This window comes from Agrobacterium sp. MA01 (assembly GCF_009650195.1).
Taxonomy (GTDB): domain Bacteria; phylum Pseudomonadota; class Alphaproteobacteria; order Rhizobiales; family Rhizobiaceae; genus Allorhizobium.
In genome coordinates this window covers 1459541-1483879 of the sequence record NZ_CP045854.1, presented here as the reverse complement: position 1 = coordinate 1483879, position 24339 = coordinate 1459541, and the positions used below count along the sequence as shown (strand labels likewise).

The following is a 24339-nucleotide window of genomic DNA, read 5'->3' as shown; positions in this document are numbered from 1 at the left end:
CACGCGTCAACCAGGCTGCCTGCTGGCGTGGGCCAAGTGGCGGTTCTCGAGCACGGCAGCGATCACAATGCCGAGGGCATAGGCGACAATGTTCCACCAGGAGAAGATGCGCCCGAGCAGGAGAGCGCCCGCCAATGTCAGACGGAATTCATCGAGCCAGGGTGTGTGATAGAGCCGGCTGAACTCGATGAGGGCCGCCGCGATGATGGACAAGAGCGCAAGGCGACCGAGGGGCTGGCGGGGCAAAAGCGAGGCGAGGAGGAAAAAGACCATGCCGCCCCAGAGCGTCGAACCACCGTATTTCACCAGAAAATACGGCAGTCCGATCTCATAACCGCCGAGCCTCAAAGCCACGCCACACGCGATGATCGCAAGCGCTATCCCCAGCCGGCGCATGCGTTGTGACATCGTTGCCTTGATTTCGTCCATCAGCGCTTAGTACTGAGGTTGCAATGGAATGCAACAGCGGGGCTGGCAAATGACATTGGTGGCAGAGGGGCGCAGGGATCTGCTGAGTGCGCTGGATCGGCGACTGATCGACAATGCCCCGCACCCTCATCTCACCGGCATCAGGCGATTCGTCGTCGAGTTCGTCATGTTCGGCATCAAGGAGGCGCGCGCCTGCCTGTTTGCCGGCCTGTTCTTCATCTCAATATTTGCGGTGCCACGCGCCGGCCTCTTCGGTATTCCGCGCTACGACGTGCTGCTGATCATCGCGCTTGCCATACAGATCTGGATGGTCTGGACCAAGCTCGAGACGATGGACGAATTGAAGGCGATCTGCCTCTTCCACGTGGTCGGTTTCGCGCTTGAAGCCTTCAAGACCGCTGGCGCCAATCCGTCCTGGACCTATCAGGACTTCGCCTATACGAAGCTGCTCGGCGTGCCCCTGTTCTCCGGTTTCATGTATGCTGCGGTCGGCAGCTACATCATCCAGGCCTGGCGATTGCTCGATGTCAGGATCCGCCATCATCCGCCCTACTGGATGGCGATTGGCGTGGCTGTCGCGATCTATCTGAACTTCTTCACCCACCATTATATCGGCGATTATCGCTGGTATCTGGCAGCGCTTGCCATCGGGCTCTATGCGCGCACCACCGTCATCTACCGACCCTTCGACCGCGACCGGCAGATGCCGATGCTGCTTGCCTTCATCCTGATCGGCTTCTTCATCTGGGTGGCGGAGAACATCTCGACCTTCTTTGCAATCTGGCACTATCCGAACCAGCTGGGCGCCTGGTCGACCGTGCATCTGGGCAAATGGAGTTCCTGGACGCTGCTGGTGATGATGACGTTCACGATCGTCGCCTCGCTCAAGCATATCCGCGCGACGATCCACATTCCGAAGTGACAGACATAGACCGCGATAGATTTTTTTCGCATGTCGTGTCGAAATGGGTTTAGCTCATTCGTTGGGGGAGCAGGATCGCAAGGGCGGTCCTGACAACGAGAGGAGTGAAGACATGCGTGTCATGGTGATGGTGAAGGCGACCGAAGATAGTGAAGAAGGGATCATGCCGCCGCCCGAATTGTTCGAGGCCATGGGCAAGTTCAACGAGGAACTGGTGCAGGCCGGGATCATGCTCTCGGGCGACGGCTTGAAACCCTCGAAGATGGGCAAGCGGATCGCCTTCGACGGTCCGGACCGCCGGGTGATCGACGGGCCCTTTGCCGAGACCCGGGAGCTGGTTGCCGGCTACTGGATCTGGGAGGTCAAGGACATGGACGAGGCCGTTGCCTGGGTCAAACGCTGCCCGAATCCGATGATGACACCGAGCGAGATCGAGATCCGGCCGTTCTACGAGATGGAGGATTTCGCCGATGTCGCCTCCCCTGAGGGACAGGCGAGCCATGACCGCGCGGCGGAAGGGCTTGCAGCTCAGCAGAAGTCGAAGGGCTGAACCGTCATGAGCAAGATGATCTTCATCAACCTGCCGGTGACGGATCTTGGTGCCTCGACCCGCTTCTACGAGGCGCTGGGGGCGACGAAGAACCCGCAATTCTCGAACGACAATGCCACCTGCATGATGCTGACCGATACGATCGGCGTGATGATCCTGACGCATGCCTTCTATCGGACCTTCACCAGCCGTCCGATTGCAGACGCCAAGACGACCAGCCAGACGCTTCTGGCGCTGACTGTCGAAGCGCATGCGGATGTCGACCGGCTTGTGGGGGCAGCGAGCGCTGCCGGCGGGCGGGCCGACCCCAACCCGCCGCAGGATCACGGCTTCATGTGGAGCCGTTCGGTGGAGGACCCGGATGGACATGTCTGGGAGATCTTCTGGATGGACCCGGCGGCTGCCGGTGGCGACACGACTGGTGTTGACGCCTGACACGATGACCGCGGTTGACCGGGCTCAAGCCGTGTCCATACTCCGGACCATGACACGAAACGGACAGGCGGGGCCGAACGTTGCAGACAGCCAGGCGCTGGCGCCCCCGGACATCGAGAGGATCTATCGTATGGAGCGGGTCCGGCTGGTCGCCGGGCTCGCAAGACATGTCCGCGATCTGAGCCTCGCCGAGGACCTGGCGCAGGAAGCGCTTGTGGCGGCACTCGCGGCATGGCCGGCTTCCGGCATACCGCCCAATCCCGGCGGCTGGCTGATGACGACGGCGAAGCGCCGGGCCGTCGATCTCTGGCGCCGACGGCGGATGATGGCCCGGCACGAGGCCGCATTGGCGCATGACATCGAGACCGGCAGGGCGGACGAACAGGCTGCCATCGAGGCCGCGCTCGACAACGAGATCGGCGACGAGCGGCTGTCGCTGATCTTTACTGCCTGCCATCCGCTCCTATCCCGCGACCAGCGCACGGCGCTGACGCTGAAGGTCATCGGCGGACTGGCGACGGAGGAGATCGCCCGGGCCTTTCTCACGCAGGAAACGACAGTGGCGCAGCGGATCGTGCGAGCGAAGAAGATCCTGCGCGACGCCCATGTGGCCTATGACGTGCCTGTGGGTGAGGCCCGCGGTGACCGCCTCGCATCGGTGCTGGAAGTCATCTACCTGATCTTCAACGAGGGTTATGCGGCGAGCTCCGGCGAAGACTTGATCCGACCGCAGCTTTGCGAAGAGGCGATGCGGCTCGGACGCATCCTGGTGGGGCTGGCACCGGAGGAACCGGAGGCACATGGCCTGCTGGCACTGATGGAGTTGCAGACCTCGCGCTTCAAGGCGCGGATCGGACCGGATGGCAGCGCTCAGACGCTCGAGACGCAGAACCGGCGGCTTTGGGACAGGTTGCTGATCCAGCGCGGTCTGGAAGGCTTGTTAGCGGTGAAGCGGCTTGGCGGCGAAGACGGGATCTATGCGCTGCAGGCGTCGCTTGCAGCCGTGCATGCTCGGACGGCAAGGTTTGAGGATACGGACTGGGCGCTGAGTGCTGCGCTTTATGACAAGCTGTTGGCACGCTCCCCCTCGCCCGTGGTGGCGCTGAACCGGGCGGTGGCGCATGCGATGGCGTTTGGACCCGAGACGGGTCTGGCGCTGCTGGCGGAGATCGAGGCAGAGCCGCAGCTGGCGGGTTACGCGGCGCTCTTTGCCGCGAAGGGGGATTTTCTGATGCGGCTGGGACGGATGTCGGAGGCGCACGTGGAGTTCCAGCGAGCGGCTGAATTGAGCGGGAACGAGACCGAGCGGTCGTTTCTGATGGGGCGGGTGCGTAGCTGCACCGACGCACCAGACTGAATAAACGACACCCGGCCATTCGACCGGGTGTCGTTGTGCTTCGCAAGTATCAGAACTGCTTCTTGAACAGCAGCCGGTCGAGCGAGAGGTAACCGCCACCAAAGGCGGCGAAAAGGAAGGCGCCACCCGTCCAGAAGAGCGAAGCGAGTTCTGCCTTGCTCTGCACCTGATGCAGGAAGACATGGCCGCCATCAGCAAGCCGTGCCATGGCCTGCGGCGTGAAGAAATCGCTGCCAGCCTTCAGCGCATCGATGCCGGCCTGGGTGAGGAAGGCGTCGCCATACGGGTTTGCCATGTGGAAATAGAGGGTGATTGCCAGCATCACGCCATTGGCCAGCGCTGCGGGCCTCGTGAAGAGGCCGAGCGCGATCAGGAGGCCGCCCAAGACCTGCATGACGGCCAATGTCGGGGACCAGAGCCAGCCCGGATAGAAACCGAGCTTCTCGACGAAACCAACCTGGGCGAAAGGCGCCATGATTTTCGGCAAGCCTTCGATAACCAGCATGCCGCCGACCGCAAGGCGGAAGATCGTCCAGGCCATGGGCTGGGCAACCTTATCATAAAAGGTCGAGAGCGGCGGGATGATGAGCTTGTCTTTGTCATTGCTGAAAATGGATGCAGTAATCATTGGGAACCTCGCTTACATCGATAATTCGATGCAGGGAGATTAGCGCTGTTCGTCAGCTTGACCTTGACGCAGATCAATTAGTTATATTGCACATCTATTAGCATTCAATTTCTAATATAGATACCCCTACCCCATCGGCGGGCTCCCTGCGGCTGGCCTTGCAGACGCCTCACGCCACTCAACACTGAGGAAAGAAGCGCCCATGCCAGAGATACCCCAACGTCAAAAGGCCGGGTGATCGCTCACCCGGCCTTTTGCACATCCTTCCCTTAGGGGAAGTAACTTACGCAGCTTCAGCTTCTGCTTCAGCGGCGACGCGAGCCTTGTCGGCTGCGCCCTTGGCATCAACGTCGCGCTCGACGAACTCGATGACAGCCATAGCGGCATTGTCGCCCTGACGGAAACCGGCCTTCATGATACGCAGGTAGCCGCCGTTGCGGGTGGCGTAGCGCGTCGCGATGGCGTCGAACAGCTTGGCAACGACGGTAACGTCGCGGATCTGCGAGATCGCCTGGCGGCGAGCATGCAGGTCGCCGCGCTTGCCGAGCGTTACGAGCTTTTCGACGATCGGGCGAATTTCCTTCGCCTTCGGCAGGGTGGTGACGATCTGCTCATGCAGGATGAGCGAAGCCGCCATGTTGGCGAACATCGCCTTACGGTGGCTGGCGGTACGGTTCAGCTTGCGGCCGGCTTTCTGGTGGCGCATTGCTATTCTCCTTTAAGTGCAGGCTCTGTCTCAGAGGCTGCCGTTTCCTGACACATACGGGCATTCACCCGCAGTTTGACGGGGAAAGGCAGATTTAGAGGCTGCCTTCACTGTTATTAATACTGGTCTTCGTAACGCTTCGCGAGATCTTCGATGTTCTCGGGCGGCCATGCCGGTACTTCCATACCGAGGTGCAGGCCCATGGAAGCGAGAACTTCCTTGATTTCGTTCAGCGACTTGCGGCCGAAGTTCGGCGTGCGCAGCATCTCTGCCTCGGTCTTCTGGATCAGATCGCCGATGTAAACGATGTTGTCGTTCTTCAGGCAGTTTGCCGAGCGGACCGAAAGCTCCAGCTCGTCGACCTTCTTGAGCAGCGCCGGGTTGAAGGCGAGCTCGGTGACGGCTTCCTCTTCGGCTTCCTTCTGCGGTTCGTCGAAGTTGACGAAAACGCCGAGCTGGTCCTGAAGGATGCGGGCAGCGAAAGCGACAGCGTCCTCACCGGTGACGGAACCATCGGTTTCGATGGTCATCAGCAGCTTGTCATAGTCGAGAACCTGGCCCTCACGGGTGTTTTCGACCTTGTAGGACACCTTCTTGACCGGCGAATAGAGGCTATCGACCGGGATGAGACCGATCGGTGCATCTTCCGCGCGGTTGCGCTCGGCCGGCACGTAACCCTTGCCGTTGTTGACCGTGAACTCCATACGGATTTCGGCTCCCTCGTCGAGGGTGCAGATCACGTGGTTGGGGTTCAGGATCTCAATGTCGCCGACCGTCTGGATGTCACCGGCGGTTACAACGCCCGGACCCTGCTTGCGGACAACCATGCGCTTGGCATCGTCGCCGTCCATCTTGATGGCGATTTCCTTGATGTTCAGGACGATGTCGGTGACATCTTCGCGAACGCCCGGGATAGACGAGAACTCGTGCAGAACGCCGTCGATCTGGACAGCCGTGACGGCTGCACCACGAAGCGACGACAGGAGAACGCGACGCAGAGCGTTGCCGAGCGTCAGGCCGAAGCCACGCTCAAGCGGCTCGGCGACGAGCGTCGCCTTGGTGCGGCCGGAGGAGGAGAATTCCACCTTGTTCGGCTTGATCAGTTCCTGCCAATTCTTCTGAATCATGATTTTACCTTCCGTTCGCCATCACCATTCAATCGTGACGGCCGAATATGAGAAGCACCGGGAAGGCGAATAAGCCTGCCCGGCAAAACGAAGAATGATTAGACGCGACGCTTCTTGCGCGGACGGCAGCCATTGTGCGGGATCGGGGTCACGTCGCGGATGGACGTGATCATGAAGCCGGCAGCCTGGAGGGCGCGCAGAGCGGATTCACGACCGGAGCCCGGACCGCAAACTTCAACTTCCAGCGTCTTCATGCCGTGTTCCTGAGCCTTCTTGGCGCAGTCTTCAGCAGCGATCTGGGCAGCGAACGGGGTCGACTTACGCGAACCCTTGAAGCCCTTGGCACCAGCAGACGACCAGGCAATTGCGTTGCCCTGTGCGTCGGTGATGGTGATCATCGTGTTGTTGAAGGTCGAGTTGACGTGAGCAACGCCCGACGAGATATTTTTACGTTCGCGACGGCGAACGCGTGTGGCTTCCTTGGCCATGGTCTTCCTTTCAGTTGATCTAAGCACCGCCGTAATGCCAGCGGCTACACCAATCGCGGCAACAGGATGAAGGCGGTGGGCATCAGGTCACCCTGACGCCCACCGCCCTTTTCCGAATGCCGCGAAAAATTACTTCTTCTTACCAGCGATCGCCTTCGCCGGACCCTTGCGGGTGCGGGCGTTGGTGTGCGTGCGCTGACCGCGAACCGGCAGACCACGACGGTGGCGCAGGCCACGGTAGCAGCCGAGGTCCATCAAACGCTTGATGTTCATCGCGGTATCGCGACGCAGGTCACCTTCGACCTGGTAGTCGCGGTCGATGGTTTCGCGGATCTGAAGAACTTCAGCGTCGGTCAGCTGGTGAACGCGCTTGTCAGCCGGAAGACCGACCTTCTCCATGATTTCAGATGCGAACTTCGGTCCAATCCCGTGAATGTAGGTCAGCGCGATAACAACGCGCTTCGCAGTCGGGATGTTGACGCCAGCGATACGTGCCACGCCTATTCTCCTTGCTTCCAGTTGCCATCCGGCAAGTGGTGTCTCGTTACACGGCCCAAAGGGACCGCAATTACAATTCGGGTTCTCGACAAACCAAAACGATCGAACCCGGTCTCCCAGCGTTTTGGAAGAACGCGCCGATCGCAGTCATGTCGCGAGTTGGCGCGGTCTTTAGCGGAATCGGTTGCCAAAAGCAACCGGCCCCGCGAAGATTCTTGGACTGCCAGCCTTTAGAGCTTGGCGAGAATGGCCTCGATCTCGCCGGTGACGGCATCGATCTCACCCATGCCGTCGACCGAATGCAGCTTACCCTTGGCGTGGTAATAGCCGATCAGCGGCGAGGTTTCCTTGTAATAGGCCTGCAAGCGGGTGCGGACCGTATCACGGTTATCGTCGGGACGACGCTTGAAATGGGTCGAACCACACTTGTCGCAGACGCCATCCACCTTCGGCTTCAGGTTCTCGTCGTGATAACCGGCGCCACAGTTTGCGCAGGTGTAGCGGCCGGCGATTCGATCCGCGAGGATCTCGTCGTCGACGCGGATCTCGACGACTGCCGACAGATCGAGGTCCTTGCCCTTGAGCATCGCCTCGGTGGCATCCGCCTGGACGAGCGTCCGGGGAAAGCCATCGAGGATGAAGCCATTGGCACAGTCGGGCGCATCGATGCGCTCGGAGACGATGGCGATGACGATATCGTCGGAAACCAACTTGCCAGCATCCATGACGGCCTTGGCGCGCTTGCCGACCTCCGTGCCCGCGGATACCGCGGCACGGAGCATGTCACCGGTGGAGAGCTGCGGAATGCCGTGCTTCTCCACGATCCGCTGGGCCTGGGTTCCCTTCCCCGCGCCCGGCGGTCCTAACAGAATCAGTCTCATCGTCCCCTCTTTCCTCCACGCAACTTCGACTTCTTGATCAGGCCTTCATATTGCTGGGCGATCAGATGTCCCTGAACCTGTGCTACAGTATCAAGGGTCACGCTGACAACAATCAAAAGCGAAGTACCACCAAGGGCTAATGGGATCCCGGTGCGTGCGATGAGGATTTCAGGCAGGACGCAGACGAAAACGAGGTAGGCGGCGCCAACGACCGTAATACGGGTCAGCACGTAGTCGATGTACTCGGCAGTGCGCTCACCCGGGCGGATGCCGGGGATGAAGCCGCCATGCTTCTTCAGGTTGTCAGCCGTATCCTTCGGGTTGAAGACGATAGCCGTGTAGAAGAAGGCGAAGAAGGCGATCAACGCGCCGTAGAGCATCATATAGACCGGATGACCGTGCTGCAGAGCGGCGATCACAGTGGTCGCCCAGCCCGGAAGCTGGCTGTTGCCGGAGAAGCCAGCGGCGGTGGCCGGCAGGAGCAGAAGCGACGACGCAAAGATCGCCGGAATGACGCCTGCAGTGTTCAGCTTCAGCGGCAGGTGCGAGGTGTCGCCCTGGAACATGCGGTTGCCGACCTGGCGCTTCGGATACTGGATCAGAAGACGGCGCTGAGCACGCTCGACGAAGACGATCAGCGCGATGACGGCGATGGCCACGAAGATGACGGTGAGAATCATCAGGGTGGACAGCGCGCCGGTGCGGCCGAGTTCAAGCGTCTGGGCGACAGCGGCCGGCAAACCGGCAGCGATGCCGGCGAAGATGATCAGCGAAATACCATTGCCGATGCCGCGCGAGGTGATCTGCTCACCGAGCCACATCAGGAACATGGTGCCGCCAAGCAGCGTCAGAACGGTCGAAATGCGGAAGAACCAGCCTGGATCGGCAACGATTCCCTGCCCCGATTCGAGACCGACGGCGATACCGTAGGCCTGCAGCGTGCCGAGAAGCACGGTGCCGTAGCGGGTATACTGGTTGATGATCTTGCGGCCCTGCTCGCCCTCTTTCTTGAGCTGCTCGAGGGACGGCACGACCGACGTCATCAGCTGCACGATGATCGACGCGGAGATGTAGGGCATGATGCCCAGCGCGAAGATCGCCATGCGCTCGACGGCGCCACCGGCAAACATGTTGAAAAGACCGAGGATACCACCGGACTGGCCCTGGAAGGCCGCGGCATAAGCCTCCGGGTTGAGGCCGGGCAGCGGAATATGCGTGCCGAGGCGATAAACCAGCAATGCGGCCAGAGTGAACCACAGACGCTTCTTCAGATCTTCCGCCTTGGCGAAAGTCGAGAAGTTGAGGTTCGAGGCCAGTTGTTCCGCTGCAGAAGCCATAGAATTCTCCGCAAACCTAAACCGGCGACGGTAATCCGTCGAAACCGGAGGCTATTCGTTCAAACTGTTTTTAAGAAAACAGGGCGCGGGAGAAGTTGCGAACAACCGCATGCCTCACACTCGTGTTTTCCAGATGACCCGGAAGACGAAACGACGTCCATTCCGTCCTGGGATCGTGAGGCTCACATATGGGAGCAAAATCGCCCGGTGTGAAGCACCCCGGGCGATTGTCTTTCACTTATTCAGCGGCTTCCTTGGCTGCTTCGAGCAGCTTGATGGAACCGCCGGCCTTTTCGATCTTCTCGACGGCTGCCTTGGAGGCGCCGGCGACTTCGATCGTGACCTTGGCCTTCAGTTCGCCATCGGAGAGCACGCGCACGCCGTCCTTGGTGCGACGGATCACGCCGGCTGCCTTGAGCGAAGCGGCATCAACCGTTGCCTTGGCGTCGAGCTTGCCAGCATCGATCGCGGTCTGAATACGGCCGAGCGAAACGGTGACGTATTCCGATGCGAAGATGTTGTTGAAGCCGCGCTTCGGCAGACGACGGTAGATAGGCATCTGACCGCCTTCGAAGCCGTTGATGGCAACGCCAGAACGAGCCTTCTGACCCTTGACGCCGCGACCACCGGTCTTGCCCTTGCCAGAACCGATACCGCGACCTACGCGGATACGTTCCTTGGAAGCGCCTTCGTTGTCTTTGATTTCATTCAGTTTCATGATGACTTCCCCCGTCTCACTTCTCGTCGACGACGCGAACGAGATGCTGGACAGCACGGATCATGCCACGAACGGAAGGTGTATCTTCCAGGGTGCGGACCCGGTGCATCTTGTTGAGGCCCAGACCAACCAGCGTTGCGCGCTGGACAGCCGGACGGCGAATAGGCGAACCGATCTGCTCGACCGTGATCGTCTTTGCTTCAGTCTTCTTCGTAGCCTTGGCCATGGATCAGACTCCTCTTATTCTTCAGCTGCGTTGCCAGAAGCAGCGCGGCGAGCCTGGAGGGTAGCATACTTCAGACCACGCTGAGCAGCGACGTCCTTCGGATGCACCTGGTGCTTCAGGGCGTCGAAGGTAGCGCGAACCATGTTGTACGGGTTCGACGAACCGGTCGACTTGGCGACAACGTCGGACATGCCGAGCGTTTCGAAGACGGCGCGCATCGGACCACCGGCGATGATACCGGTACCGGCCTTGGCGGAGCGCAGCAGAACCTTGCCGGCGCCGTGGCGGCCATTGACGTCGTGATGCAGCGTACGGCCGTCACGCAGGGGAACGAAGATCAAGTCGCGCTTTGCAGCTTCGGTCGCCTTGCGGATGGCTTCCGGCACTTCACGTGCCTTGCCATGACCGAAGCCTACACGGCCCTTCTGGTCGCCGACGACGACGAGGGCTGCGAAGCCGAAACGACGGCCGCCCTTGACGACCTTGGCGACGCGGTTGATGGCGACCAGCTTGTCGACAAACTCGCTATCGCGCTCTTCACGGTTCTGACGGTCATCCCGCGAACCACGCTTTTCTTGTGCCATTGTCCTTTTCCTTTTTCTTTTCCGGGTGCAATCGGCAGATTACGCAAAGTTCCACCCTGCCCTGTCGGATCAAGGTGGAATCCGGTGTGACCGGCATAAAGCCGGAAATCCACCCGGACGCAAGCCCGGGTGGAAATTCAGTCTTAGAAGGTCAGACCACCTTCACGAGCCGCTTCGGCGAGAGCCTTGATGCGGCCGTGATAGATGAAGGCGCCACGGTCGAAGACAACTTCGTTCACGCCAGCCTTGACGGCGCGCTCGGCAACCAGCTTGCCAACGGCAGCAGCTGCTGCGATGTCGGCTCCGGTCTTGAGCTCGGCCTTCAGGCCACCATCGAGGGTCGAGGCAGCCGCAAGGGTCTTGCCAGCGACGTCGTCGATGATCTGAGCGTAGATGTTCTTCGAAGAGCGATGTACCGACAGACGCGGACGGCCATTTGCCACCGCCTTGATCTGACGCCGTACGCGGTTCGCACGGCGAACAAGTGCTTCTTTTCTGCTTGCCATTTCGCGCGATCCTTACTTCTTCTTGCCTTCTTTGCGGACGATCCGCTCTTCGGCATACTTGACGCCCTTGCCCTTGTAGGGCTCCGGACCGCGATATTCGCGGATCTCGGCGGCAACCTGGCCGACCTGCTGCTTGTTGATGCCGGACACGATGATTTCGGTCGGCTTCGGAACAGCAATCGAGATGCCAACCGGCGGCTCATAGACGACATCATGGCTGAAGCCGAGTGCCAGCTGCAGGTTCTTGCCCTGAAGCGACGCACGGTAACCAACGCCGTTGATTTCGAGCTTGCGCTCGTAACCGTCCTTAACACCCTTCAGGATGTTTTCGATCATCGTGCGGGACATGCCCCACTTCGAACGAGCATCCTTGGAGTCGTTGTTCGGCTGAACGACAACAGCGTTGTCTTCAAGCTTCACGGAGATTTCGTCGTTTGCGACGAAGAAAAGTTCACCCTTCGGGCCCTTGACGGAGACCTTCTGGCCTTCGACAGAGGCGGTCACACCAGCCGGAACCGGAACGGGCTTCTTACCGATACGAGACATAGTTTTTATCCTGTCTGTTCGCTATGGAGATCCCCTGCCCGTCTTAGAAGACGGAGCAGAGTACCTCACCACCAACGTTCTGTTCGCGAGCCTGGTGATCGGCCATCACACCCTTCGGAGTCGAAAGGATGGTGATGCCGAGGCCGTTCGCGACCTGCGGGATGGACTTAACCGAGACATAAACTCGGCGGCCCGGCTTGGATACGCGGCCGATTTCGCGAATGACCGAAGAACCTTCGTAGTACTTCAGTTCGATCGTGATCTCGGACTTGCCATTGTCGTAATCGACCTGGCTGTAGCCACGGATGTAGCCTTCGGCCTGCAGAACATCGAGAACGCGGGCACGGAGCTTGGAGGCCGGGGTGGTGACAGAGCTCTTGCGGCGAGCTGCACCATTCCGGATACGGGTGAGCATATCGCCCAACGGATCAGTCATCGTCATATTGGCGTCTCCTTACCAGCTCGACTTTACAACGCCCGGCACCTTGCCGGTGTTGCCAAGCTCACGAAGCGCGATACGCGACATTCCAAGCTTGCGGTAGAATGCACGCGGACGACCAGTGACTTCGCAACGGTTGCGAATACGGGTCTTGGAGCCATCGCGCGGCAGTTCTGCCAGCTTCAGGGTGGCCTTGAACCGCTCTTCAATCGAAAGAGACTGGTTCATGATGATCGCCTTGAGCCCGGCGCGCTTTGCGGCCTGGTTTGCGACGATCTTGCGGCGGCGCTTGTTCTTTTCAACTGCGCTTGTCTTCGCCATATTGAAGTTCCTCTTCTACGCTCGTCGTTACGGTTACTGACGGAACGGGAAGTTGAACTCTTTCAGAAGAGCCCGAGCTTCGTCGTCGTTGGTCGCCGTCGTGCAAACGATGATGTCCATGCCCCACATCTGATCAACCTTATCGTAGTTGATCTCCGGGAACACAATGTGCTCCTTGATGCCCATGGCGAAGTTGCCACGGCCGTCAAAGGACTTCGGGTTCAGGCCGCGGAAGTCGCGAACGCGCGGAAGCGCGATGTTGACCAGGCGGTCCAGGAACTCATACATGCGGGCGCCGCGCAGGGTAACCTTTGCGCCGATCGGCATGTGCTCGCGAACCTTGAAGCCAGCGATCGAGTTGCGGGCCTTGGTGATGACCGGCTTCTGGCCGGCGATCGCAGCAAGGTCAGCAGCAGCAACGGTGGGCTTCTTGGAGTCGGCAGTTGCCTCACCCACGCCCATGTTGATGACGATCTTGTCCAGCTTCGGGATCTGCATCTCGTTGGCGAAGGAGAACTGCTCCTGCATCGCCTTGCGGATGCGGTTTACGTATTCAACCTTGAGCCGCGGCTCGTACTTGGACTCAGCCATCGATCACTTCTCCCGAACGCTTGGCCACACGAACCTTCTTGCCGTCGACGACCTGGAAACCGACGCGGGTCGGCTTGCCGTCCTTGTCGACGATCGCGATGTTCGACAGATGGATCGAAGCTTCCTTGCTGATGATGCCGGCTTCCGCGGTCTGCGTCTGGCGCTGGTGGCGCTTGACAACATTGATGCCACGGACGACCGCACGGTCTTCCTTCGGCATGACCTGGAGGACTTCGCCCGAACGGCCCTTGTCCTTGCCAGCGAGTACGACGACCTTGTCGCCCTTACGAATCTTGTTCATCGCTCGTCGCTCCCTTACAGTACTTCCGGAGCCAGCGAGATGATCTTCATGTGGTTCTTGGCGCGAAGTTCGCGCGGAACCGGTCCGAAGATACGGGTGCCGATGGGCTCTTTCTTGTTGTCGATAAGAACAGCTGCGTTGTTATCGAATCTGATGACGCTGCCGTCGGCGCGACGGATGTCCTTGGCGGTGCGCACGACAACCGCCTTCATCACGTCACCCTTCTTCACGCGGCCGCGCGGAATGGCTTCCTTGATCGAAACGACAATGATGTCGCCGATGGAAGCGTACTTGCGCTTGGAGCCGCCCAGCACCTTGATGCACATGACACGACGTGCGCCGGAATTATCCGCCACGTCGAGGTTAGTCTGCATCTGAATCATGTCAGGTCGCCTTCTTGTTGTAACCCGAACGGTTGGGCCGAGGCCCCCTATTCCGGCTTATGATAAATTTCTGGTGTGCGCGGGAAGACAAATACAGGGTGGTTTCCCATATGGGACCTTCCGTGCGCTCAAAGCAAAAGAACGCCCGATTCCGAGCGTTCTCAGCCAGTGGCCTGCTTCATACAGATTTCTGCGCAAGGTGCAAGCCCTTGCGCAGGAAGTCCGTAAATTAAGCCTGGGCGGTGATAACCGTCCAGCACTTGTCCTTGGAGATCGGAGCGCATTCCTGGATGGAAACGACGTCACCGGTCTTGAACTGATTGTTTTCGTCATGTGCCTTGTACTTCTTGGACCGGCGAACGGTCTTCTGAAGCAGAGGATGGGCGAATCGACGCTCAACGCGAACAACGATGGTCTTGTCGTTCTTATCGCTGACAACTACGCCCTGCAGAATGCGTTTCGGCATATTTCTCGGTCCTTAGGCCTTGGCTTCTGCCGCCTTCTGGCGGGCAATGGTTTTCACGCGTGCGATGTCACGACGGACTTCCTGAATACGGGAAGACTTCTCGAGCTGGCCAGTGGCCTTCTGGAAGCGCAGGTTGAACTGCTCCTTCTTCAGCTTTGCAAGCTCGTCGTTCAGCTGGTCAGCGCTCATGGCGCGTACGTCTACGGCTTTCATCGACTTGATCCTCACTCTGCAATGCGCTGTACGAAGCGCGTCGTGACAGAGAGCTTGGCGGAACCGAGGCGGAGAGCCTCGCGCGCGATCTCTTCCGATACGCCGTCGATCTCGAACATGATACGGCCGGGCTTGACCTTGCATGCCCAGTATTCGACCGAACCCTTACCCTTACCCATACGAACTTCGGTCGGCTTGGCCGTGACCGGAACGTCAGGGAATACGCGGATCCACACGCGACCAGCACGCTTCATATAGCGGGTGATCGCACGACGGGCTGCTTCAATTTCGCGAGCGTTCACGCGGTTCGGTTCCAGAGCCTTCAGGCCGAATTCACCGAATGCCAGATCAAAACCGCCCTTGGCGACGCCCTTGATGCGGCCCTTGAACTGCTTGCGGTACTTTGTACGCTTTGGCTGCAACATTTTCTTACTTCTCCGAGCTTATCTTTCGCCAGCGTTCAATCAAGCGTTCTCGCGGCGACGGTCGCCACGATCACCGCGCTCGCGGCTTGCGGGACCCTGGGCATCGCCCTCCATCGCACGGCGTTCCGATGCCATCGGATCGTGCTCGAGGATTTCGCCCTTGAAGATCCAGACCTTCACGCCGCAGATGCCGTATGCGGTTTCGGCTTCAGCCGTACCGTAATCGATGTCTGCACGCAGGGTGTGGAGCGGAACGCGACCTTCGCGGTACCATTCGGTACGAGCGATTTCGGCACCACCGAGACGGCCGGCGCAGGTGATCTTGATGCCTTCGGCACCGAGACGCATGGCCGACTGAACGGCGCGCTTCATGGCGCGACGGAATGCAATACGACGCTCGAGCTGCTGGGTGATCGACTGAGCAACGAGCGTTGCGTCGACTTCCGGCTTGCGCACTTCAACGATGTTGAGGTGGGTTTCCGAGTTGGTCATCGAGGAGATCTTCTTGCGAAGCTTCTCGATGTCTGCACCCTTCTTGCCGATGATCAGACCCGGGCGAGCCGAGTGGATCGTGACGCGGCACTTCTTGTGCGGACGCTCGATGACAACCTTGGCGATGCCGGCCTGCTTCAGCTCGTCCATCAGATACTTGCGGATCTTCAGGTCTTCGTGCAGCAGCTTGCCGTATTCGGCGTTGTCGGCGAACCAACGGCTATCCCAGGTGCGATTGATCCCGAGGCGGAAGCCAATCGGATTGATTTTCTGACCCATTATGCGGCCTCCCCTTTGGCTTCGACTTCACGCACCACGATGGTGAGGTGCGAGAACGGCTTTTCGATGCGCGATGCGCGGCCGCGGCCACGAGCGTGGAAACGCTTCATGGTGATCGACTTGCCAACATAGGCTTCGGCGACGACCAGCTGGTCGACGTCGAGGTCATGGTTGTTCTCGGCGTTGGCGATCGCAGACTCGAGAGTCTTGCGAACGGTTGCGGCGATACGCTTGCGGGAGAATTCCAGCTCAGCGAGAGCGCGCTCGACCTTCTTGCCGCGGATGAGTGCGGCAACCAGGTTGAGCTTCTGGGGGCTGACGCGGATCGTGCGGGCGACTGCCTGCGCTTCGTTGTCCTTGAGCCGGCGTTCGGTTTTAGCCTTGCCCATCGTTACTTCCTCTTCGCCTTCTTGTCCGCACCGTGACCGTAATAGGTCCGGGTGGGAGCGAATTCACCAAACTTGTGTCCGACCATGTCTTCGTTGACCGAGACGGGCACATGCTTCGAGCCGTTGTAAACGCCGAAGGTGAGACCTACGAACTGCGGCAGGATGGTAGAGCGACGGCTCCACATCTTGATCACTTCACTGCGGCCGGTCTCGCGAACCTTCTCAGCCTTCTTGAGAAGATAGCCGTCGACGAACGGGCCTTTCCATACTGAACGAGCCATTTCTGACTACCTCTCTTACTTCTTCTTCAGGTGGCGCGAACGCATGATGAACTTGTCAGTCGACTTGTTCGAGCGAGTCCGCTTGCCCTTGGTCGGCTTACCCCACGGGGAAACCGGGTGACGACCACCGGATGTGCGGCCTTCACCACCACCGTGCGGGTGGTCGACTGGGTTCATGACGACACCGCGGTTGTGCGGGGTCTTGCCGCGCCAACGGGTACGACCGGCCTTGCCGTCGTTGGTGTTGCCGTGGTCCGGGTTGGAAACGGCGCCGATGGTTGCCAGGCAGGAGCCCGGAACCAGACGCTGCTCACCCGAGTTCAGGCGCAGGATTGCCATGCCGGCATCGCGGCCGACCAGCTGGACGTAGGTGCCAGCCGAACGTGCAATCTGACCGCCCTTGCCAGGCTTCATCTCGACGTTGTGGACGATCGAACCGACCGGGATGTACTGCAGCGGCATGGTGTTGCCGGGCTTTACGTCGACAGCCTTTTCCGATGCGATGACCTTGTCGCCGGCAGCGATGCGCTGCGGAGCAAGGATGTAGGCCTGCTCGCCGTCGGTGTAGGTGACGAGAGCGATAAAGGCCGAACGGTTCGGGTCGTATTCCAGGCGCTCGACGGTGCCTTCGACGTCGAACTTGCGACGCTTGAAGTCAACCAGACGATAGGTGCGCTTATGACCACCACCGATGAAGCGAGCGGTGATGCGACCGTAGTTGTTACGGCCGCCGCTCTTCGAGAGACCTTCCGTCAGCGCCTTGACCGGCTTGCCCTTCCAGAGGCCAGAGCGGTCGACGATGACCAGCTGACGCTGGCTGGGGGTCGTCGGATTGTAGCTTTTCAATGCCATTGTTCTTGTTCCCTACCTCAGACGCCCGTCGACACGTCGATGGACTGACCTTCGGCGAGCGTCACGACGGCTTTCTTGACGTCCTTCTGCTTGCCGGCGAAGCCGCGGAAACGCTTGGTCTTGCCCTTGCGGACGAGCGTATTGACGGCGGTGACCTTGACGCCGAAGAGGGCTTCGACAGCAGCCTTGATTTCCGGCTTGCTTGCACCCTTGGCGACGTTGAAGACGACCTGGTTGAACTCAGACACCATGGTCGACTTTTCCGTGATCGACGGAGATACGATCACATCATAGTGGCGAAGATCCGTCATTTGAACCGCTCCTCCAGAGCTTCCACCGCAGCCTTGGAAAGCACGAGCTTGCCACGGCGCAGGATGTCATAAACGTTGATGCCCTGAACCGGCAGAACATCGATGTTCGGGATGTTCGAAGCGGCGAGCTTGAAGTTGCTGTCGATTTCGGCGCCGCCGATGACGAGAGCGTTGGTGAGGCCGAGCGAGGCGAAGCTACCGACGAGCAGCTTGGTCTTGGCTTCAGCCGCAACCAGGTTGTCGACGATGATCACGTCTTCCGACTTCATCTTGGCAGAGAGAGCGTGGCGCAGAGCGAGCGCACGAACCTTCTTCGGCAGATCATGAGCATGGCTGCGAACAACCGGGCCATGAGCCTTACCACCGCCGCGGAACTGCGGAGCGCGGGCCGAATGGTGACGAGCACGACCGGTGCCCTTCTGCTTGTACATCTTGGAGCCAGTGCGGGAAACTTCCGAACGGCCCTTGGTCTTGTGCGTACCGGCGCGCTTCTTGGCGAGCTGGTAGCGGATCATGCGAGCGATCAGGTCTTCGCGGGGCTCAAGGCCGAAGATTTCGTCCGACAGAGAAAGCTTGCCGGCGTCCTTGCCCTCGAGGGTCTTGACGTTCAATTCCATGTGCTTGGCTCCCTTACTTCGCCGACTTCACGGCGTCGCGGACGATGATCCAGGAACCCTTGGAGCCGGGAACGGCGCCCTTCACAAGGATAAGACCACGATCTTCATCGGTCGAAACGACTTCGAGGTTCTGGGTGGTGACGCGCGTCTGACCCATATGACCAGCCATGCGCTTGCCCTTCCAGACCTTGCCCGGATCCTGGTTCGAACCGGTCGAACCATGCGAGCGGTGCGAAACGGAAACACCGTGGGTCGCACGAAGACCACCGAAGTTGTGACGCTTCATGGCACCGGCGAAACCCTTACCGATCGTCGTGCCCGTGACGTCGACCAGCTGGCCGGCTTCAAAATGGCTCGCGGTCAGCTGTGCGCCGACATCGATGAGGTTGTCTTCGGAAACGCGGAATTCAACGAGCTTGGCCTTGGGCTCAACGCTCGAAGCTGCGAAGTGACCACGAAGGCCCTTCGACGTGTTCTTGACCTTCGACGTACCGGCACCGAGCTGAAGCGCGACATAGCCGTTCTTGTCGGCCGTGCGCTGAGCCACGACCTGTACGTTATCCAGACGCAGAACTGTTACCGGGATATGTTCGCCGGCGTCGTTATAGACGCGGGTCATTCCCACTTTCTGTGCAATCACACCTGAACGCATTGGTTCATTCCTCTTGAGAGTCGCGGCCGGGAAAAGTGATCCAGGCCTTTCCTCTTTGTTTAAGGATTCCACTCAGGCCCTTCCGAACCATCGGGTTTCCCGTTTCGAGAAGTCGTTGGCAGGTCTTGCCACGTACCTTCCTTGTTATTACGGCTCTCGCCGGAATTTCTTCTTAGAGCTTGATCTCGACGTCAACGCCGGCAGCCAGGTCGAGCTTCATCAGCGCGTCCACGGTCTGCGGGGTCGGGTCTACGATGTCGAGCAGGCGCTTATGCGTGCGCATTTCGAACTGTTCGCGGCTCTTCTTGTCGACGTGCGGCGAACGGTTGACGGTAAATTTTTCAATGCGTGTCGGGAGCGGTACCGGGCCGCGAACGCTTGCACCGGTGCGCTTTGCCGTCTGCACGATCTCGCGCGTGGAGGCATCGAGAACCCGGTGATCAAACGCCTTCAGGCGGATGCGGATATTCTGGCCGTTCATTCGACTTGTCCTTGTTTCTTTTCTTGCGTCCCGCATACGCAGAGACAGTGAATTACCATGACTGGCCGGCCCCTAATTTTCAAAAATCACAGCAGCACCGCGGGGTGCCCCTGTCACTCTCTTCATTCATGAGGAGCCCTGCCGAACTCAGCCCGTCACCAGGCCTTGAAATCTGCAGCGCTGAGAACCGCGGTGCAAATCACCGTGCGATTCTGATCGTGGCCGGCGACATACACCGCAATCGGCCTCTCGTCAATCCGCCCGACTGGACGAATTGGCGACATGCGCGCTGTCTGCATGACTGGCTTGCACCAATCAGCAGACGGAAACGAAAAGCGGCCCCGGGCTTGTGGCCCAGGGCCGCCATCTCAATCGATTACTCGATGATCGAAGCGACGATGCCGGCGCCGACGGTACGGCCGCCTTCGCGGATCGCGAAGCGCAGCTTTTCTTCCATCGCGATCGGAACGATCAGCTCGACTTCAACCGTGACGTTGTCGCCCGGCATAACCATTTCCGTGCCTTCCGGAAGCGACACGATGCCGGTCACGTCCGTCGTACGGAAGTAGAACTGCGGACGATAGTTGGTGAAGAACGGCGTATGACGGCCGCCTTCTTCCTTCGTCAGGATGTAGGCTTCTGCCATGAACTTCTTGTGCGGCTTGACAGAGCCGGGCTTGCACAGGATCTGGCCACGCTCAACCGCATCGCGGGTCACGCCACGCAGAAGTGCGCCGATGTTGTCGCCAGCCTGGCCCTGATCGAGCAGCTTGCGGAACATTTCAACGCCCGTGCAGGTCGTCTTCGTCGTCGGACGGATGCCGACGATTTCGATTTCTTCGCCGACCTTGACGATACCGCGCTCAACGCGACCCGTCACAACCGTACCTCGGCCAGAGATCGAGAACACGTCTTCGATCGGCATCAGGAACGGCTGGTCGATCGGACGCTCAGGCGTCGGGATGTAGGCGTCAACCTGAGCCATCAGCTCGCGGATCGCGTCTTCACCGATCGTCTTGTTCGAATCTTCAAGAGCGGCCAGAGCCGAACCCTTGACGACCGGGATGTCGTCGCCCGGGAAGTCGTAGGACGACAGAAGTTCGCGAACTTCAAGTTCAACGAGCTCGAGCAGTTCGGCGTCGTCGACCTGGTCAACCTTGTTGAGGAAGACGACGATCGCGGGAACGCCAACCTGACGGGCGAGCAGGATGTGCTCGCGGGTCTGCGGCATCGGGCCGTCAGCGGCCGAGCAAACCAGGATCGCGCCGTCCATCTGCGCTGCACCGGTGATCATGTTCTTGACGTAGTCGGCGTGGCCGGGGCAGTCGACGTGCGCGTAGTGACGGGCAGGCGTCTCATACTCGACGTGCGCCGTCGAGATGGTGATGCCGCGTGCCTTTTCTTCCGGAGCGGCGTCGATCTGGTCATAGGCCTTGAACTCACCGAAATACTTGGTGATCGCTGCCGTCAGAGACGTCTTGCCGTGGTCGACGTGGCCGATCGTGCCGATGTTGACGTGCGGCTTGTTGCGCTCAAACTTACTCTTTGCCATTTTCGGCTCTCCATTTTCTGGTCCCCGTCAGGGGAAATTCACAAATTCAATTGGATGGGCGGGGTATCCCGGTCACTTCTGACCGGAATACTTTGCCTGGATTTCAGCAGCAACGTTCGACGGGACCGGTGCGTAGTGATCGAAGGTCATCGAGTACTGTGCGCGGCCCTGCGACATGGAGCGCAGGTTGTCGACGTACTTGAACATGTTGGCGAGCGGGACGTGAGCATTGATCACGATCGCGATGCCGCGCTGTTCCTGGCCCTGGATCTGACCGCGACGCGAGTTCAGGTCACCGATTACGTCACCGACGTAATCTTCAGGCGTTACCACTTCGACCTTCATCATCGGCTCGAGCAGCTGTGCGCCGGCCTTCTTGGCTGCTTCACGGAAGCAGGCACGCGATGCGATTTCGAAGGCGAGAACCGAGGAGTCGACGTCGTGGAAGGCGCCGTCGATGAGGGTCGCCTTGACGCCCAGCATCGGGAAGCCCGCGAGCGGACCAGACGACAGAACGCTTTCGATACCCTTCTGAACGCCCGGGATGTATTCCTTCGGAACAGCACCGCCGACGATCTTCGACTCGAACTTGAAGTCTTCGCCTTCCGGGTTCGGTTCGAAGACGAGCTTGACGCGCGCGAACTGACCGGTACCACCGGACTGCTTCTTGTGCGTGTAGTCTTCTTCGTGCGTCTTCGTGATGGTTTCGCGATAAGCAACCTGCGGCGCACCGACGTTGGCTTCAACCTTGAACTCGCGACGCATGCGGTCGACGAGGATGTCGAGGTGAAGTTCGCCCATGCCGGCGATGATCGTCTGGCCGGATTCCTGGTCGGTCTTGACGCGGAAGGACGGGTCTTCGGCAGCGAGGCGATTGAGCGCGAGGCCCATCTTTTCCTGGTCGCCCTTGGACTTCGGCTCGATCGCGATCTGGATGACCGGCTCGGGGAATTCCATGCGCTCGAGGATAACCGGCTTCAGGGGATCGCAGAGCGTATCACCCGTCGTGGTTTCCTTGAGGCCGGCGAGAGCAACGATGTCGCCGGCAAAGGCTTCTTCGATGTCTTCACGGCTGTTGGAATGCATCTGCAGCATGCGGCCGACGCGCTCGCGCTTGTCCTTGACCGTGTTCAGAACCGACACGCCCTTTTCGAGCTTGCCCGAATAGATGCGTGCGAAGGTGAGCGAACCGACGAAGGGGTCGTTCATGATCTTGAACGCGAGCATAGCGAGCGGCTCGGCGTCGTCAGCATGACGCTCGATCTCGGCTTCCGTCTTGAAGTCGATGCCCTTGATCGCCGGGATGTCCAGCGGCGAAGGCAGGTATTCGACGACGGCGTCGAGCAGCGGCTGAACGCCCTTGTTCTTGAAGGCGGTACCGCAGAACATCGGATGGAACTTGACGTCGATGGTGCCGCGGCGAACCAGGGCACGGATCTTGTCGTTGTCCGGCATGATGCCGTTCAGGTAGTCTTCCATCGCCTGTTCGTCGATCTCGACAACGGTCTCGATCAGCTTCTCGCGATATTCTTCGGCCTTGTCCTTCAGGTCGTCCGGGATCTCGACAACGTCCCAGGCAGCGCCGAGGGACTCGTCACGCCAAACGAGAGCGTTCATCTCGATCAGGTCGACAACGCCCTTGAACTCGGACTCAGCTCCGATCGGGAGCTGCATGACAACTGCGGTGGCGCCGAGACGGGTCTTGATCATTTCTACCGAGCGGTAGAAGTCAGCACCGGTCTTGTCCATCTTGTTGCAGAAGATCATCCGCGGGACGTTGTACTTTTCAGCCTGACGCCAGACGGTTTCGGTCTGCGGCTCAACGCCGGCATTGGCGTCGAGAAGGGCTACTGCACCGTCGAGAACGCGCAGCGAACGCTCGACTTCGATGGTGAAGTCAACGTGGCCGGGGGTGTCGATGATGTTGAAGCGGCGCATCTTGCCGTCGCGACCCTTCCAGAAGGTCGTCGTGGCAGCGGAGGTGATCGTGATGCCACGCTCCTGCTCCTGCTCCATCCAGTCCATGGTGGCTGCGCCGTCATGAACTTCGCCGATCTTGTGCGACTTACCGGTGTAGTAAAGGATACGCTCGGTGGTCGTGGTCTTGCCGGCGTCAATGTGCGCCATGATGCCGAAGTTGCGGTAGTCTTCGATTTTATATTCGCGAGCCATAACGGACTGCCTTTCGATATTCGATCGGTTGATTACCAGCGGTAATGCGAGAAGGCGCGGTTTGCATCGGCCATCTTGTGGGTGTCTTCGCGCTTCTTGACGGCGCTACCGCGGTTGTTCGCTGCGTCGAGCAGCTCGCCGGAAAGGCGGTCGACCATAGTGGTCTCGTTGCGCTTGCGGGCAGCAGTGATCAGCCAGCGGATCGCGAGAGCCTGACGGCGCTCCGGACGAACGTCGACCGGGACCTGGTAGGTCGCACCACCAACGCGGCGCGAGCGGACTTCAACATGCGGCGCGACGTTGTCGAGCGCCTGATGGAAGATCGCAATCGGTTCCTGCTTGGACTTGTTCTGAACGACGTCAAAGGCACCGTAGACGATGCTTTCAGCGACCGACTTCTTGCCGTGAAGCATGATGGCGTTCATGAACTTGGTGACGACGAGATCGCCGAACTTCGGGTCCGGATTGATTTCGCGCTTTTCTGCACTGTGGCGACGGGACATACTATTTGTCTCTCAACGGTTAGGGACGCTTCATCACGCGGAGAACCTCGCGCAGCGCCGGTATCTTGTGAATGAAGGACCGAAGCTTACTTCGGACGCTTCGCACCGTACTTCGAACGGCGCTGCTTACGGTTCTTGACGCCCTGGGTGTCGAGAACGCCGCGGATGATGTGGTAACGAACGCCCGGCAAGTCCTTTACGCGGCCGCCACGGATCATGACGACAGAGTGTTCCTGCAGGTTGTGACCTTCACCCGGAATGTAGCCGATGACTTCGAAGCCATTGGTCAGGCGGATCTTGGCAACCTTACGGAGAGCCGAGTTCGGCTTCTTCGGGGTCGTGGTGTAGACGCGGGTGCAAACGCCACGCTTCTGCGGGTTTTCCTGCAGAGCAGGAACCTTATTGCGCTTTACCTGTGCCTGACGAGGCTTGCGGATCAGCTGGTTTACGGTAGGCATATACCCATCCCTTGCAAAATCTAGTCTCAAGCCCTTTCAGGCCCTGGTGGTTTGCCGTTTCCGGCGGCGGCCGCACAGTTTTCTTCATGCGCAAAATGTGGCCCGACCCGTTTTCGCGGATGGACCACAAAAGACAGAGGACGCACTGCAAGAGTGCGTCGTGCGAGCAGCATTTGTGTCGTCAACGTGCGTTTGGAGACCTGTTTGAGATGAACTTCAGGAC

37 protein-coding genes are annotated in these 24339 nt (G+C 59.7%); 4 read left to right on the top strand and 33 right to left on the bottom strand.

Features of this window, described 5'->3' with window-relative positions:
• Positions 1-6: 6 nt before the first annotated feature.
• On the bottom strand, positions 7-429 hold the full coding sequence (locus GH983_RS07260) for a DUF2809 domain-containing protein (protein ID WP_153762027.1): 423 nt from the start codon (positions 427-429) through the stop codon (positions 7-9).
• Positions 430-478: 49 nt separating this feature from the next.
• Between GH983_RS07260 and GH983_RS07255 the strand changes: the two genes are divergently transcribed.
• The 4 genes from GH983_RS07255 to GH983_RS07240 all read left to right on the top strand — a co-directional run bounded on the left by GH983_RS07255 (position 479) and on the right by GH983_RS07240 (position 3693).
• Positions 479-1351: a DUF817 domain-containing protein gene (locus GH983_RS07255; RefSeq protein WP_069041573.1), complete on the top strand. Its 873-nt coding sequence runs from the start codon at positions 479-481 to the stop codon at positions 1349-1351.
• Between the two features lie 112 nt (positions 1352-1463).
• On the top strand, positions 1464-1901 hold the full coding sequence (locus GH983_RS07250; RefSeq protein WP_153762026.1) for a YciI family protein: 438 nt from the start codon (positions 1464-1466) through the stop codon (positions 1899-1901).
• Positions 1902-1907: 6 nt separating this feature from the next.
• The gene (locus GH983_RS07245; RefSeq protein ID WP_153762025.1) at positions 1908-2336 is read left to right on the top strand and encodes a VOC family protein; all 429 of its coding nucleotides are present in this window, start codon (positions 1908-1910) and stop codon (positions 2334-2336) included.
• A 31-nt stretch (positions 2337-2367) separates the two neighbouring features.
• On the top strand, positions 2368-3693 hold the full coding sequence (locus tag GH983_RS07240) for an RNA polymerase sigma factor (RefSeq protein ID WP_246727519.1): 1326 nt from the start codon (positions 2368-2370) through the stop codon (positions 3691-3693).
• A 49-nt stretch (positions 3694-3742) separates the two neighbouring features.
• Here GH983_RS07240 and GH983_RS07235 read toward each other — a convergent pair whose 3' ends face one another.
• The 32 genes from GH983_RS07235 to rpsL form a co-directional block, all read right to left on the bottom strand.
• Positions 3743-4321, bottom strand: coding sequence for a DoxX family protein (locus GH983_RS07235; RefSeq protein WP_069041577.1), 579 nt, complete (start codon positions 4319-4321; stop codon positions 3743-3745).
• 283 nt (positions 4322-4604) lie between these two features.
• The gene (rplQ, locus tag GH983_RS07230) at positions 4605-5027 is read right to left on the bottom strand and encodes a 50S ribosomal protein L17 (RefSeq protein ID WP_054150978.1); all 423 of its coding nucleotides are present in this window, start codon (positions 5025-5027) and stop codon (positions 4605-4607) included.
• A 116-nt stretch (positions 5028-5143) separates the two neighbouring features.
• Positions 5144-6154, bottom strand: coding sequence for a DNA-directed RNA polymerase subunit alpha (locus GH983_RS07225; RefSeq protein WP_006728661.1), 1011 nt, complete (start codon positions 6152-6154; stop codon positions 5144-5146).
• 98 nt (positions 6155-6252) lie between these two features.
• Positions 6253-6642: a 30S ribosomal protein S11 gene (gene rpsK / locus GH983_RS07220; RefSeq protein WP_006728663.1), complete on the bottom strand. Its 390-nt coding sequence runs from the start codon at positions 6640-6642 to the stop codon at positions 6253-6255.
• Positions 6643-6771: 129 nt separating this feature from the next.
• Complete coding sequence (gene rpsM / locus GH983_RS07215; RefSeq protein ID WP_054150977.1) at positions 6772-7140, bottom strand: 30S ribosomal protein S13; 369 nt, start codon at positions 7138-7140, stop codon at positions 6772-6774.
• Between the two features lie 230 nt (positions 7141-7370).
• The gene (locus GH983_RS07210) at positions 7371-8021 is read right to left on the bottom strand and encodes an adenylate kinase (protein ID WP_054150976.1); all 651 of its coding nucleotides are present in this window, start codon (positions 8019-8021) and stop codon (positions 7371-7373) included.
• On the bottom strand, positions 8018-9358 hold the full coding sequence (gene secY, locus GH983_RS07205) for a preprotein translocase subunit SecY (protein WP_054150975.1): 1341 nt from the start codon (positions 9356-9358) through the stop codon (positions 8018-8020). Before secY ends, GH983_RS07210 begins: the two co-directional genes overlap by 4 nt.
• Positions 9359-9596: 238 nt before the next feature.
• A complete protein-coding gene (gene rplO, locus GH983_RS07200; RefSeq protein WP_069041579.1) occupies positions 9597-10076 on the bottom strand; it encodes a 50S ribosomal protein L15 in 480 nt (159 codons plus the stop codon).
• 16 nt (positions 10077-10092) lie between these two features.
• Positions 10093-10302, bottom strand: a complete 210-nt coding sequence (gene rpmD / locus GH983_RS07195) for a 50S ribosomal protein L30 (RefSeq protein WP_006728669.1) — start codon at positions 10300-10302, stop codon at positions 10093-10095.
• A 14-nt stretch (positions 10303-10316) separates the two neighbouring features.
• A complete protein-coding gene (gene rpsE / locus GH983_RS07190) occupies positions 10317-10886 on the bottom strand; it encodes a 30S ribosomal protein S5 (RefSeq protein ID WP_054150973.1) in 570 nt (189 codons plus the stop codon).
• A gap of 143 nt (positions 10887-11029) precedes the next feature.
• Positions 11030-11392, bottom strand: a complete 363-nt coding sequence (rplR, locus tag GH983_RS07185; protein WP_054150972.1) for a 50S ribosomal protein L18 — start codon at positions 11390-11392, stop codon at positions 11030-11032.
• Between the two features lie 12 nt (positions 11393-11404).
• Positions 11405-11938, bottom strand: coding sequence for a 50S ribosomal protein L6 (gene rplF / locus GH983_RS07180; protein WP_006728672.1), 534 nt, complete (start codon positions 11936-11938; stop codon positions 11405-11407).
• A gap of 43 nt (positions 11939-11981) precedes the next feature.
• Positions 11982-12380, bottom strand: coding sequence for a 30S ribosomal protein S8 (rpsH, locus tag GH983_RS07175; RefSeq protein WP_006728673.1), 399 nt, complete (start codon positions 12378-12380; stop codon positions 11982-11984).
• A 12-nt stretch (positions 12381-12392) separates the two neighbouring features.
• On the bottom strand, positions 12393-12698 hold the full coding sequence (gene rpsN / locus GH983_RS07170) for a 30S ribosomal protein S14 (RefSeq protein ID WP_054150971.1): 306 nt from the start codon (positions 12696-12698) through the stop codon (positions 12393-12395).
• 33 nt (positions 12699-12731) lie between these two features.
• Positions 12732-13289 carry a 50S ribosomal protein L5 gene (rplE, locus tag GH983_RS07165; RefSeq protein ID WP_054150970.1) on the bottom strand — a complete coding sequence of 186 codons (558 nt, stop codon included), beginning with the start codon at positions 13287-13289 and terminating at the stop codon, positions 12732-12734.
• Complete coding sequence (gene rplX / locus GH983_RS07160; protein WP_054150969.1) at positions 13282-13590, bottom strand: 50S ribosomal protein L24; 309 nt, start codon at positions 13588-13590, stop codon at positions 13282-13284. The genes rplE and rplX overlap by 8 nt, the downstream gene beginning before the upstream one ends.
• Positions 13591-13604: 14 nt before the next feature.
• A complete protein-coding gene (gene rplN, locus GH983_RS07155) occupies positions 13605-13973 on the bottom strand; it encodes a 50S ribosomal protein L14 (RefSeq protein WP_006728677.1) in 369 nt (122 codons plus the stop codon).
• A gap of 229 nt (positions 13974-14202) precedes the next feature.
• A complete protein-coding gene (gene rpsQ / locus GH983_RS07150) occupies positions 14203-14439 on the bottom strand; it encodes a 30S ribosomal protein S17 (RefSeq protein ID WP_054150968.1) in 237 nt (78 codons plus the stop codon).
• 12 nt (positions 14440-14451) lie between these two features.
• Entirely contained in the window at positions 14452-14652 is a 201-nt protein-coding gene (gene rpmC / locus GH983_RS07145; RefSeq protein ID WP_006728679.1) for a 50S ribosomal protein L29, read from the bottom strand.
• Positions 14653-14663: 11 nt separating this feature from the next.
• Positions 14664-15077 carry a 50S ribosomal protein L16 gene (gene rplP / locus GH983_RS07140; protein ID WP_006728680.1) on the bottom strand — a complete coding sequence of 138 codons (414 nt, stop codon included), beginning with the start codon at positions 15075-15077 and terminating at the stop codon, positions 14664-14666.
• Between the two features lie 39 nt (positions 15078-15116).
• Positions 15117-15848 (bottom strand): 30S ribosomal protein S3, encoded by a 732-nt coding sequence (gene rpsC, locus GH983_RS07135; protein WP_054150967.1) that lies wholly within the window; start codon positions 15846-15848, stop codon positions 15117-15119.
• Positions 15848-16237 (bottom strand): 50S ribosomal protein L22, encoded by a 390-nt coding sequence (gene rplV / locus GH983_RS07130; RefSeq protein WP_054150966.1) that lies wholly within the window; start codon positions 16235-16237, stop codon positions 15848-15850. The genes rpsC and rplV overlap by 1 nt, the downstream gene beginning before the upstream one ends.
• A 2-nt stretch (positions 16238-16239) precedes the next feature.
• Positions 16240-16518 (bottom strand): 30S ribosomal protein S19, encoded by a 279-nt coding sequence (rpsS, locus tag GH983_RS07125; protein ID WP_006728683.1) that lies wholly within the window; start codon positions 16516-16518, stop codon positions 16240-16242.
• A 15-nt stretch (positions 16519-16533) separates the two neighbouring features.
• Entirely contained in the window at positions 16534-17370 is an 837-nt protein-coding gene (gene rplB / locus GH983_RS07120) for a 50S ribosomal protein L2 (protein WP_006728684.1), read from the bottom strand.
• Between the two features lie 17 nt (positions 17371-17387).
• Positions 17388-17681 carry a 50S ribosomal protein L23 gene (locus GH983_RS07115; RefSeq protein WP_006728685.1) on the bottom strand — a complete coding sequence of 98 codons (294 nt, stop codon included), beginning with the start codon at positions 17679-17681 and terminating at the stop codon, positions 17388-17390.
• A complete protein-coding gene (gene rplD, locus GH983_RS07110) occupies positions 17678-18298 on the bottom strand; it encodes a 50S ribosomal protein L4 (RefSeq protein ID WP_054150965.1) in 621 nt (206 codons plus the stop codon). Before rplD ends, GH983_RS07115 begins: the two co-directional genes overlap by 4 nt.
• Positions 18299-18311: 13 nt before the next feature.
• Positions 18312-18950 carry a 50S ribosomal protein L3 gene (gene rplC / locus GH983_RS07105; protein WP_153762023.1) on the bottom strand — a complete coding sequence of 213 codons (639 nt, stop codon included), beginning with the start codon at positions 18948-18950 and terminating at the stop codon, positions 18312-18314.
• A gap of 172 nt (positions 18951-19122) precedes the next feature.
• Positions 19123-19431, bottom strand: a complete 309-nt coding sequence (rpsJ, locus tag GH983_RS07100) for a 30S ribosomal protein S10 (RefSeq protein WP_009109911.1) — start codon at positions 19429-19431, stop codon at positions 19123-19125.
• Positions 19432-19807: 376 nt separating this feature from the next.
• Positions 19808-20983, bottom strand: coding sequence for an elongation factor Tu (tuf, locus tag GH983_RS07095; protein WP_069041580.1), 1176 nt, complete (start codon positions 20981-20983; stop codon positions 19808-19810).
• Positions 20984-21055: 72 nt separating this feature from the next.
• Complete coding sequence (gene fusA / locus GH983_RS07090) at positions 21056-23155, bottom strand: elongation factor G (RefSeq protein ID WP_054149590.1); 2100 nt, start codon at positions 23153-23155, stop codon at positions 21056-21058.
• Between the two features lie 32 nt (positions 23156-23187).
• Positions 23188-23658, bottom strand: coding sequence for a 30S ribosomal protein S7 (rpsG, locus tag GH983_RS07085; RefSeq protein WP_006728778.1), 471 nt, complete (start codon positions 23656-23658; stop codon positions 23188-23190).
• An 86-nt stretch (positions 23659-23744) separates the two neighbouring features.
• Entirely contained in the window at positions 23745-24116 is a 372-nt protein-coding gene (gene rpsL, locus GH983_RS07080) for a 30S ribosomal protein S12 (RefSeq protein ID WP_003507760.1), read from the bottom strand.
• Positions 24117-24339: the final 223 nt, after the last annotated feature.

Coding starts and splice junctions, on each gene's coding strand:
- secY (WP_054150975.1), bottom strand. CDS start 9,358: ATGGCTTCTGCAGCGGAACAACTGGCCTCGAACCTCAACTTCTCGACT.
- tuf (WP_069041580.1), bottom strand. CDS start 20,983: ATGGCAAAGAGTAAGTTTGAGCGCAACAAGCCGCACGTCAACATCGGC.
- rpsL (WP_003507760.1), bottom strand. CDS start 24,116: ATGCCTACCGTAAACCAGCTGATCCGCAAGCCTCGTCAGGCACAGGTA.
- GH983_RS07260 (WP_153762027.1), bottom strand. CDS start 429: ATGGACGAAATCAAGGCAACGATGTCACAACGCATGCGCCGGCTGGGG.
- GH983_RS07255 (WP_069041573.1), top strand. CDS start 479: ATGACATTGGTGGCAGAGGGGCGCAGGGATCTGCTGAGTGCGCTGGAT.
- rpsG (WP_006728778.1), bottom strand. CDS start 23,658: ATGTCCCGTCGCCACAGTGCAGAAAAGCGCGAAATCAATCCGGACCCG.
- rplX (WP_054150969.1), bottom strand. CDS start 13,590: ATGAACAAGATTCGTAAGGGCGACAAGGTCGTCGTACTCGCTGGCAAG.
- rpsN (WP_054150971.1), bottom strand. CDS start 12,698: ATGGCGAAGACAAGCGCAGTTGAAAAGAACAAGCGCCGCCGCAAGATC.
- rplF (WP_006728672.1), bottom strand. CDS start 11,938: ATGTCTCGTATCGGTAAGAAGCCCGTTCCGGTTCCGGCTGGTGTGACC.
- GH983_RS07250 (WP_153762026.1), top strand. CDS start 1,464: ATGCGTGTCATGGTGATGGTGAAGGCGACCGAAGATAGTGAAGAAGGG.
- GH983_RS07235 (WP_069041577.1), bottom strand. CDS start 4,321: ATGATTACTGCATCCATTTTCAGCAATGACAAAGACAAGCTCATCATC.
- rplP (WP_006728680.1), bottom strand. CDS start 15,077: ATGTTGCAGCCAAAGCGTACAAAGTACCGCAAGCAGTTCAAGGGCCGC.
- rpsE (WP_054150973.1), bottom strand. CDS start 10,886: ATGGCACAAGAAAAGCGTGGTTCGCGGGATGACCGTCAGAACCGTGAA.
- rpsQ (WP_054150968.1), bottom strand. CDS start 14,439: ATGCCGAAACGCATTCTGCAGGGCGTAGTTGTCAGCGATAAGAACGAC.
- rplD (WP_054150965.1), bottom strand. CDS start 18,298: ATGGAATTGAACGTCAAGACCCTCGAGGGCAAGGACGCCGGCAAGCTT.
- rplO (WP_069041579.1), bottom strand. CDS start 10,076: ATGAAACTGAATGAAATCAAAGACAACGAAGGCGCTTCCAAGGAACGT.
- rplQ (WP_054150978.1), bottom strand. CDS start 5,027: ATGCGCCACCAGAAAGCCGGCCGCAAGCTGAACCGTACCGCCAGCCAC.
- rpsS (WP_006728683.1), bottom strand. CDS start 16,518: ATGGCTCGTTCAGTATGGAAAGGCCCGTTCGTCGACGGCTATCTTCTC.
- rplV (WP_054150966.1), bottom strand. CDS start 16,237: ATGGGCAAGGCTAAAACCGAACGCCGGCTCAAGGACAACGAAGCGCAG.
- fusA (WP_054149590.1), bottom strand. CDS start 23,155: ATGGCTCGCGAATATAAAATCGAAGACTACCGCAACTTCGGCATCATG.
- rplN (WP_006728677.1), bottom strand. CDS start 13,973: ATGATTCAGATGCAGACTAACCTCGACGTGGCGGATAATTCCGGCGCA.
- rpmD (WP_006728669.1), bottom strand. CDS start 10,302: ATGGCCAAGGCTACGAAGAAGACTGAAGCAAAGACGATCACGGTCGAG.
- rplE (WP_054150970.1), bottom strand. CDS start 13,289: ATGGCTGAGTCCAAGTACGAGCCGCGGCTCAAGGTTGAATACGTAAAC.
- rpsJ (WP_009109911.1), bottom strand. CDS start 19,431: ATGAACGGCCAGAATATCCGCATCCGCCTGAAGGCGTTTGATCACCGG.
- rpsK (WP_006728663.1), bottom strand. CDS start 6,642: ATGGCCAAGGAAGCCACACGCGTTCGCCGTCGCGAACGTAAAAATATC.
- rplR (WP_054150972.1), bottom strand. CDS start 11,392: ATGGCAAGCAGAAAAGAAGCACTTGTTCGCCGTGCGAACCGCGTACGG.
- rpmC (WP_006728679.1), bottom strand. CDS start 14,652: ATGAAAGCCGTAGACGTACGCGCCATGAGCGCTGACCAGCTGAACGAC.
- GH983_RS07245 (WP_153762025.1), top strand. CDS start 1,908: ATGAGCAAGATGATCTTCATCAACCTGCCGGTGACGGATCTTGGTGCC.
- GH983_RS07115 (WP_006728685.1), bottom strand. CDS start 17,681: ATGACGGATCTTCGCCACTATGATGTGATCGTATCTCCGTCGATCACG.
- rpsH (WP_006728673.1), bottom strand. CDS start 12,380: ATGACGATGACTGATCCGTTGGGCGATATGCTCACCCGTATCCGGAAT.
- rplC (WP_153762023.1), bottom strand. CDS start 18,950: ATGCGTTCAGGTGTGATTGCACAGAAAGTGGGAATGACCCGCGTCTAT.
- GH983_RS07225 (WP_006728661.1), bottom strand. CDS start 6,154: ATGATTCAGAAGAATTGGCAGGAACTGATCAAGCCGAACAAGGTGGAA.
- rplB (WP_006728684.1), bottom strand. CDS start 17,370: ATGGCATTGAAAAGCTACAATCCGACGACCCCCAGCCAGCGTCAGCTG.
- rpsC (WP_054150967.1), bottom strand. CDS start 15,848: ATGGGTCAGAAAATCAATCCGATTGGCTTCCGCCTCGGGATCAATCGC.
- GH983_RS07210 (WP_054150976.1), bottom strand. CDS start 8,021: ATGAGACTGATTCTGTTAGGACCGCCGGGCGCGGGGAAGGGAACCCAG.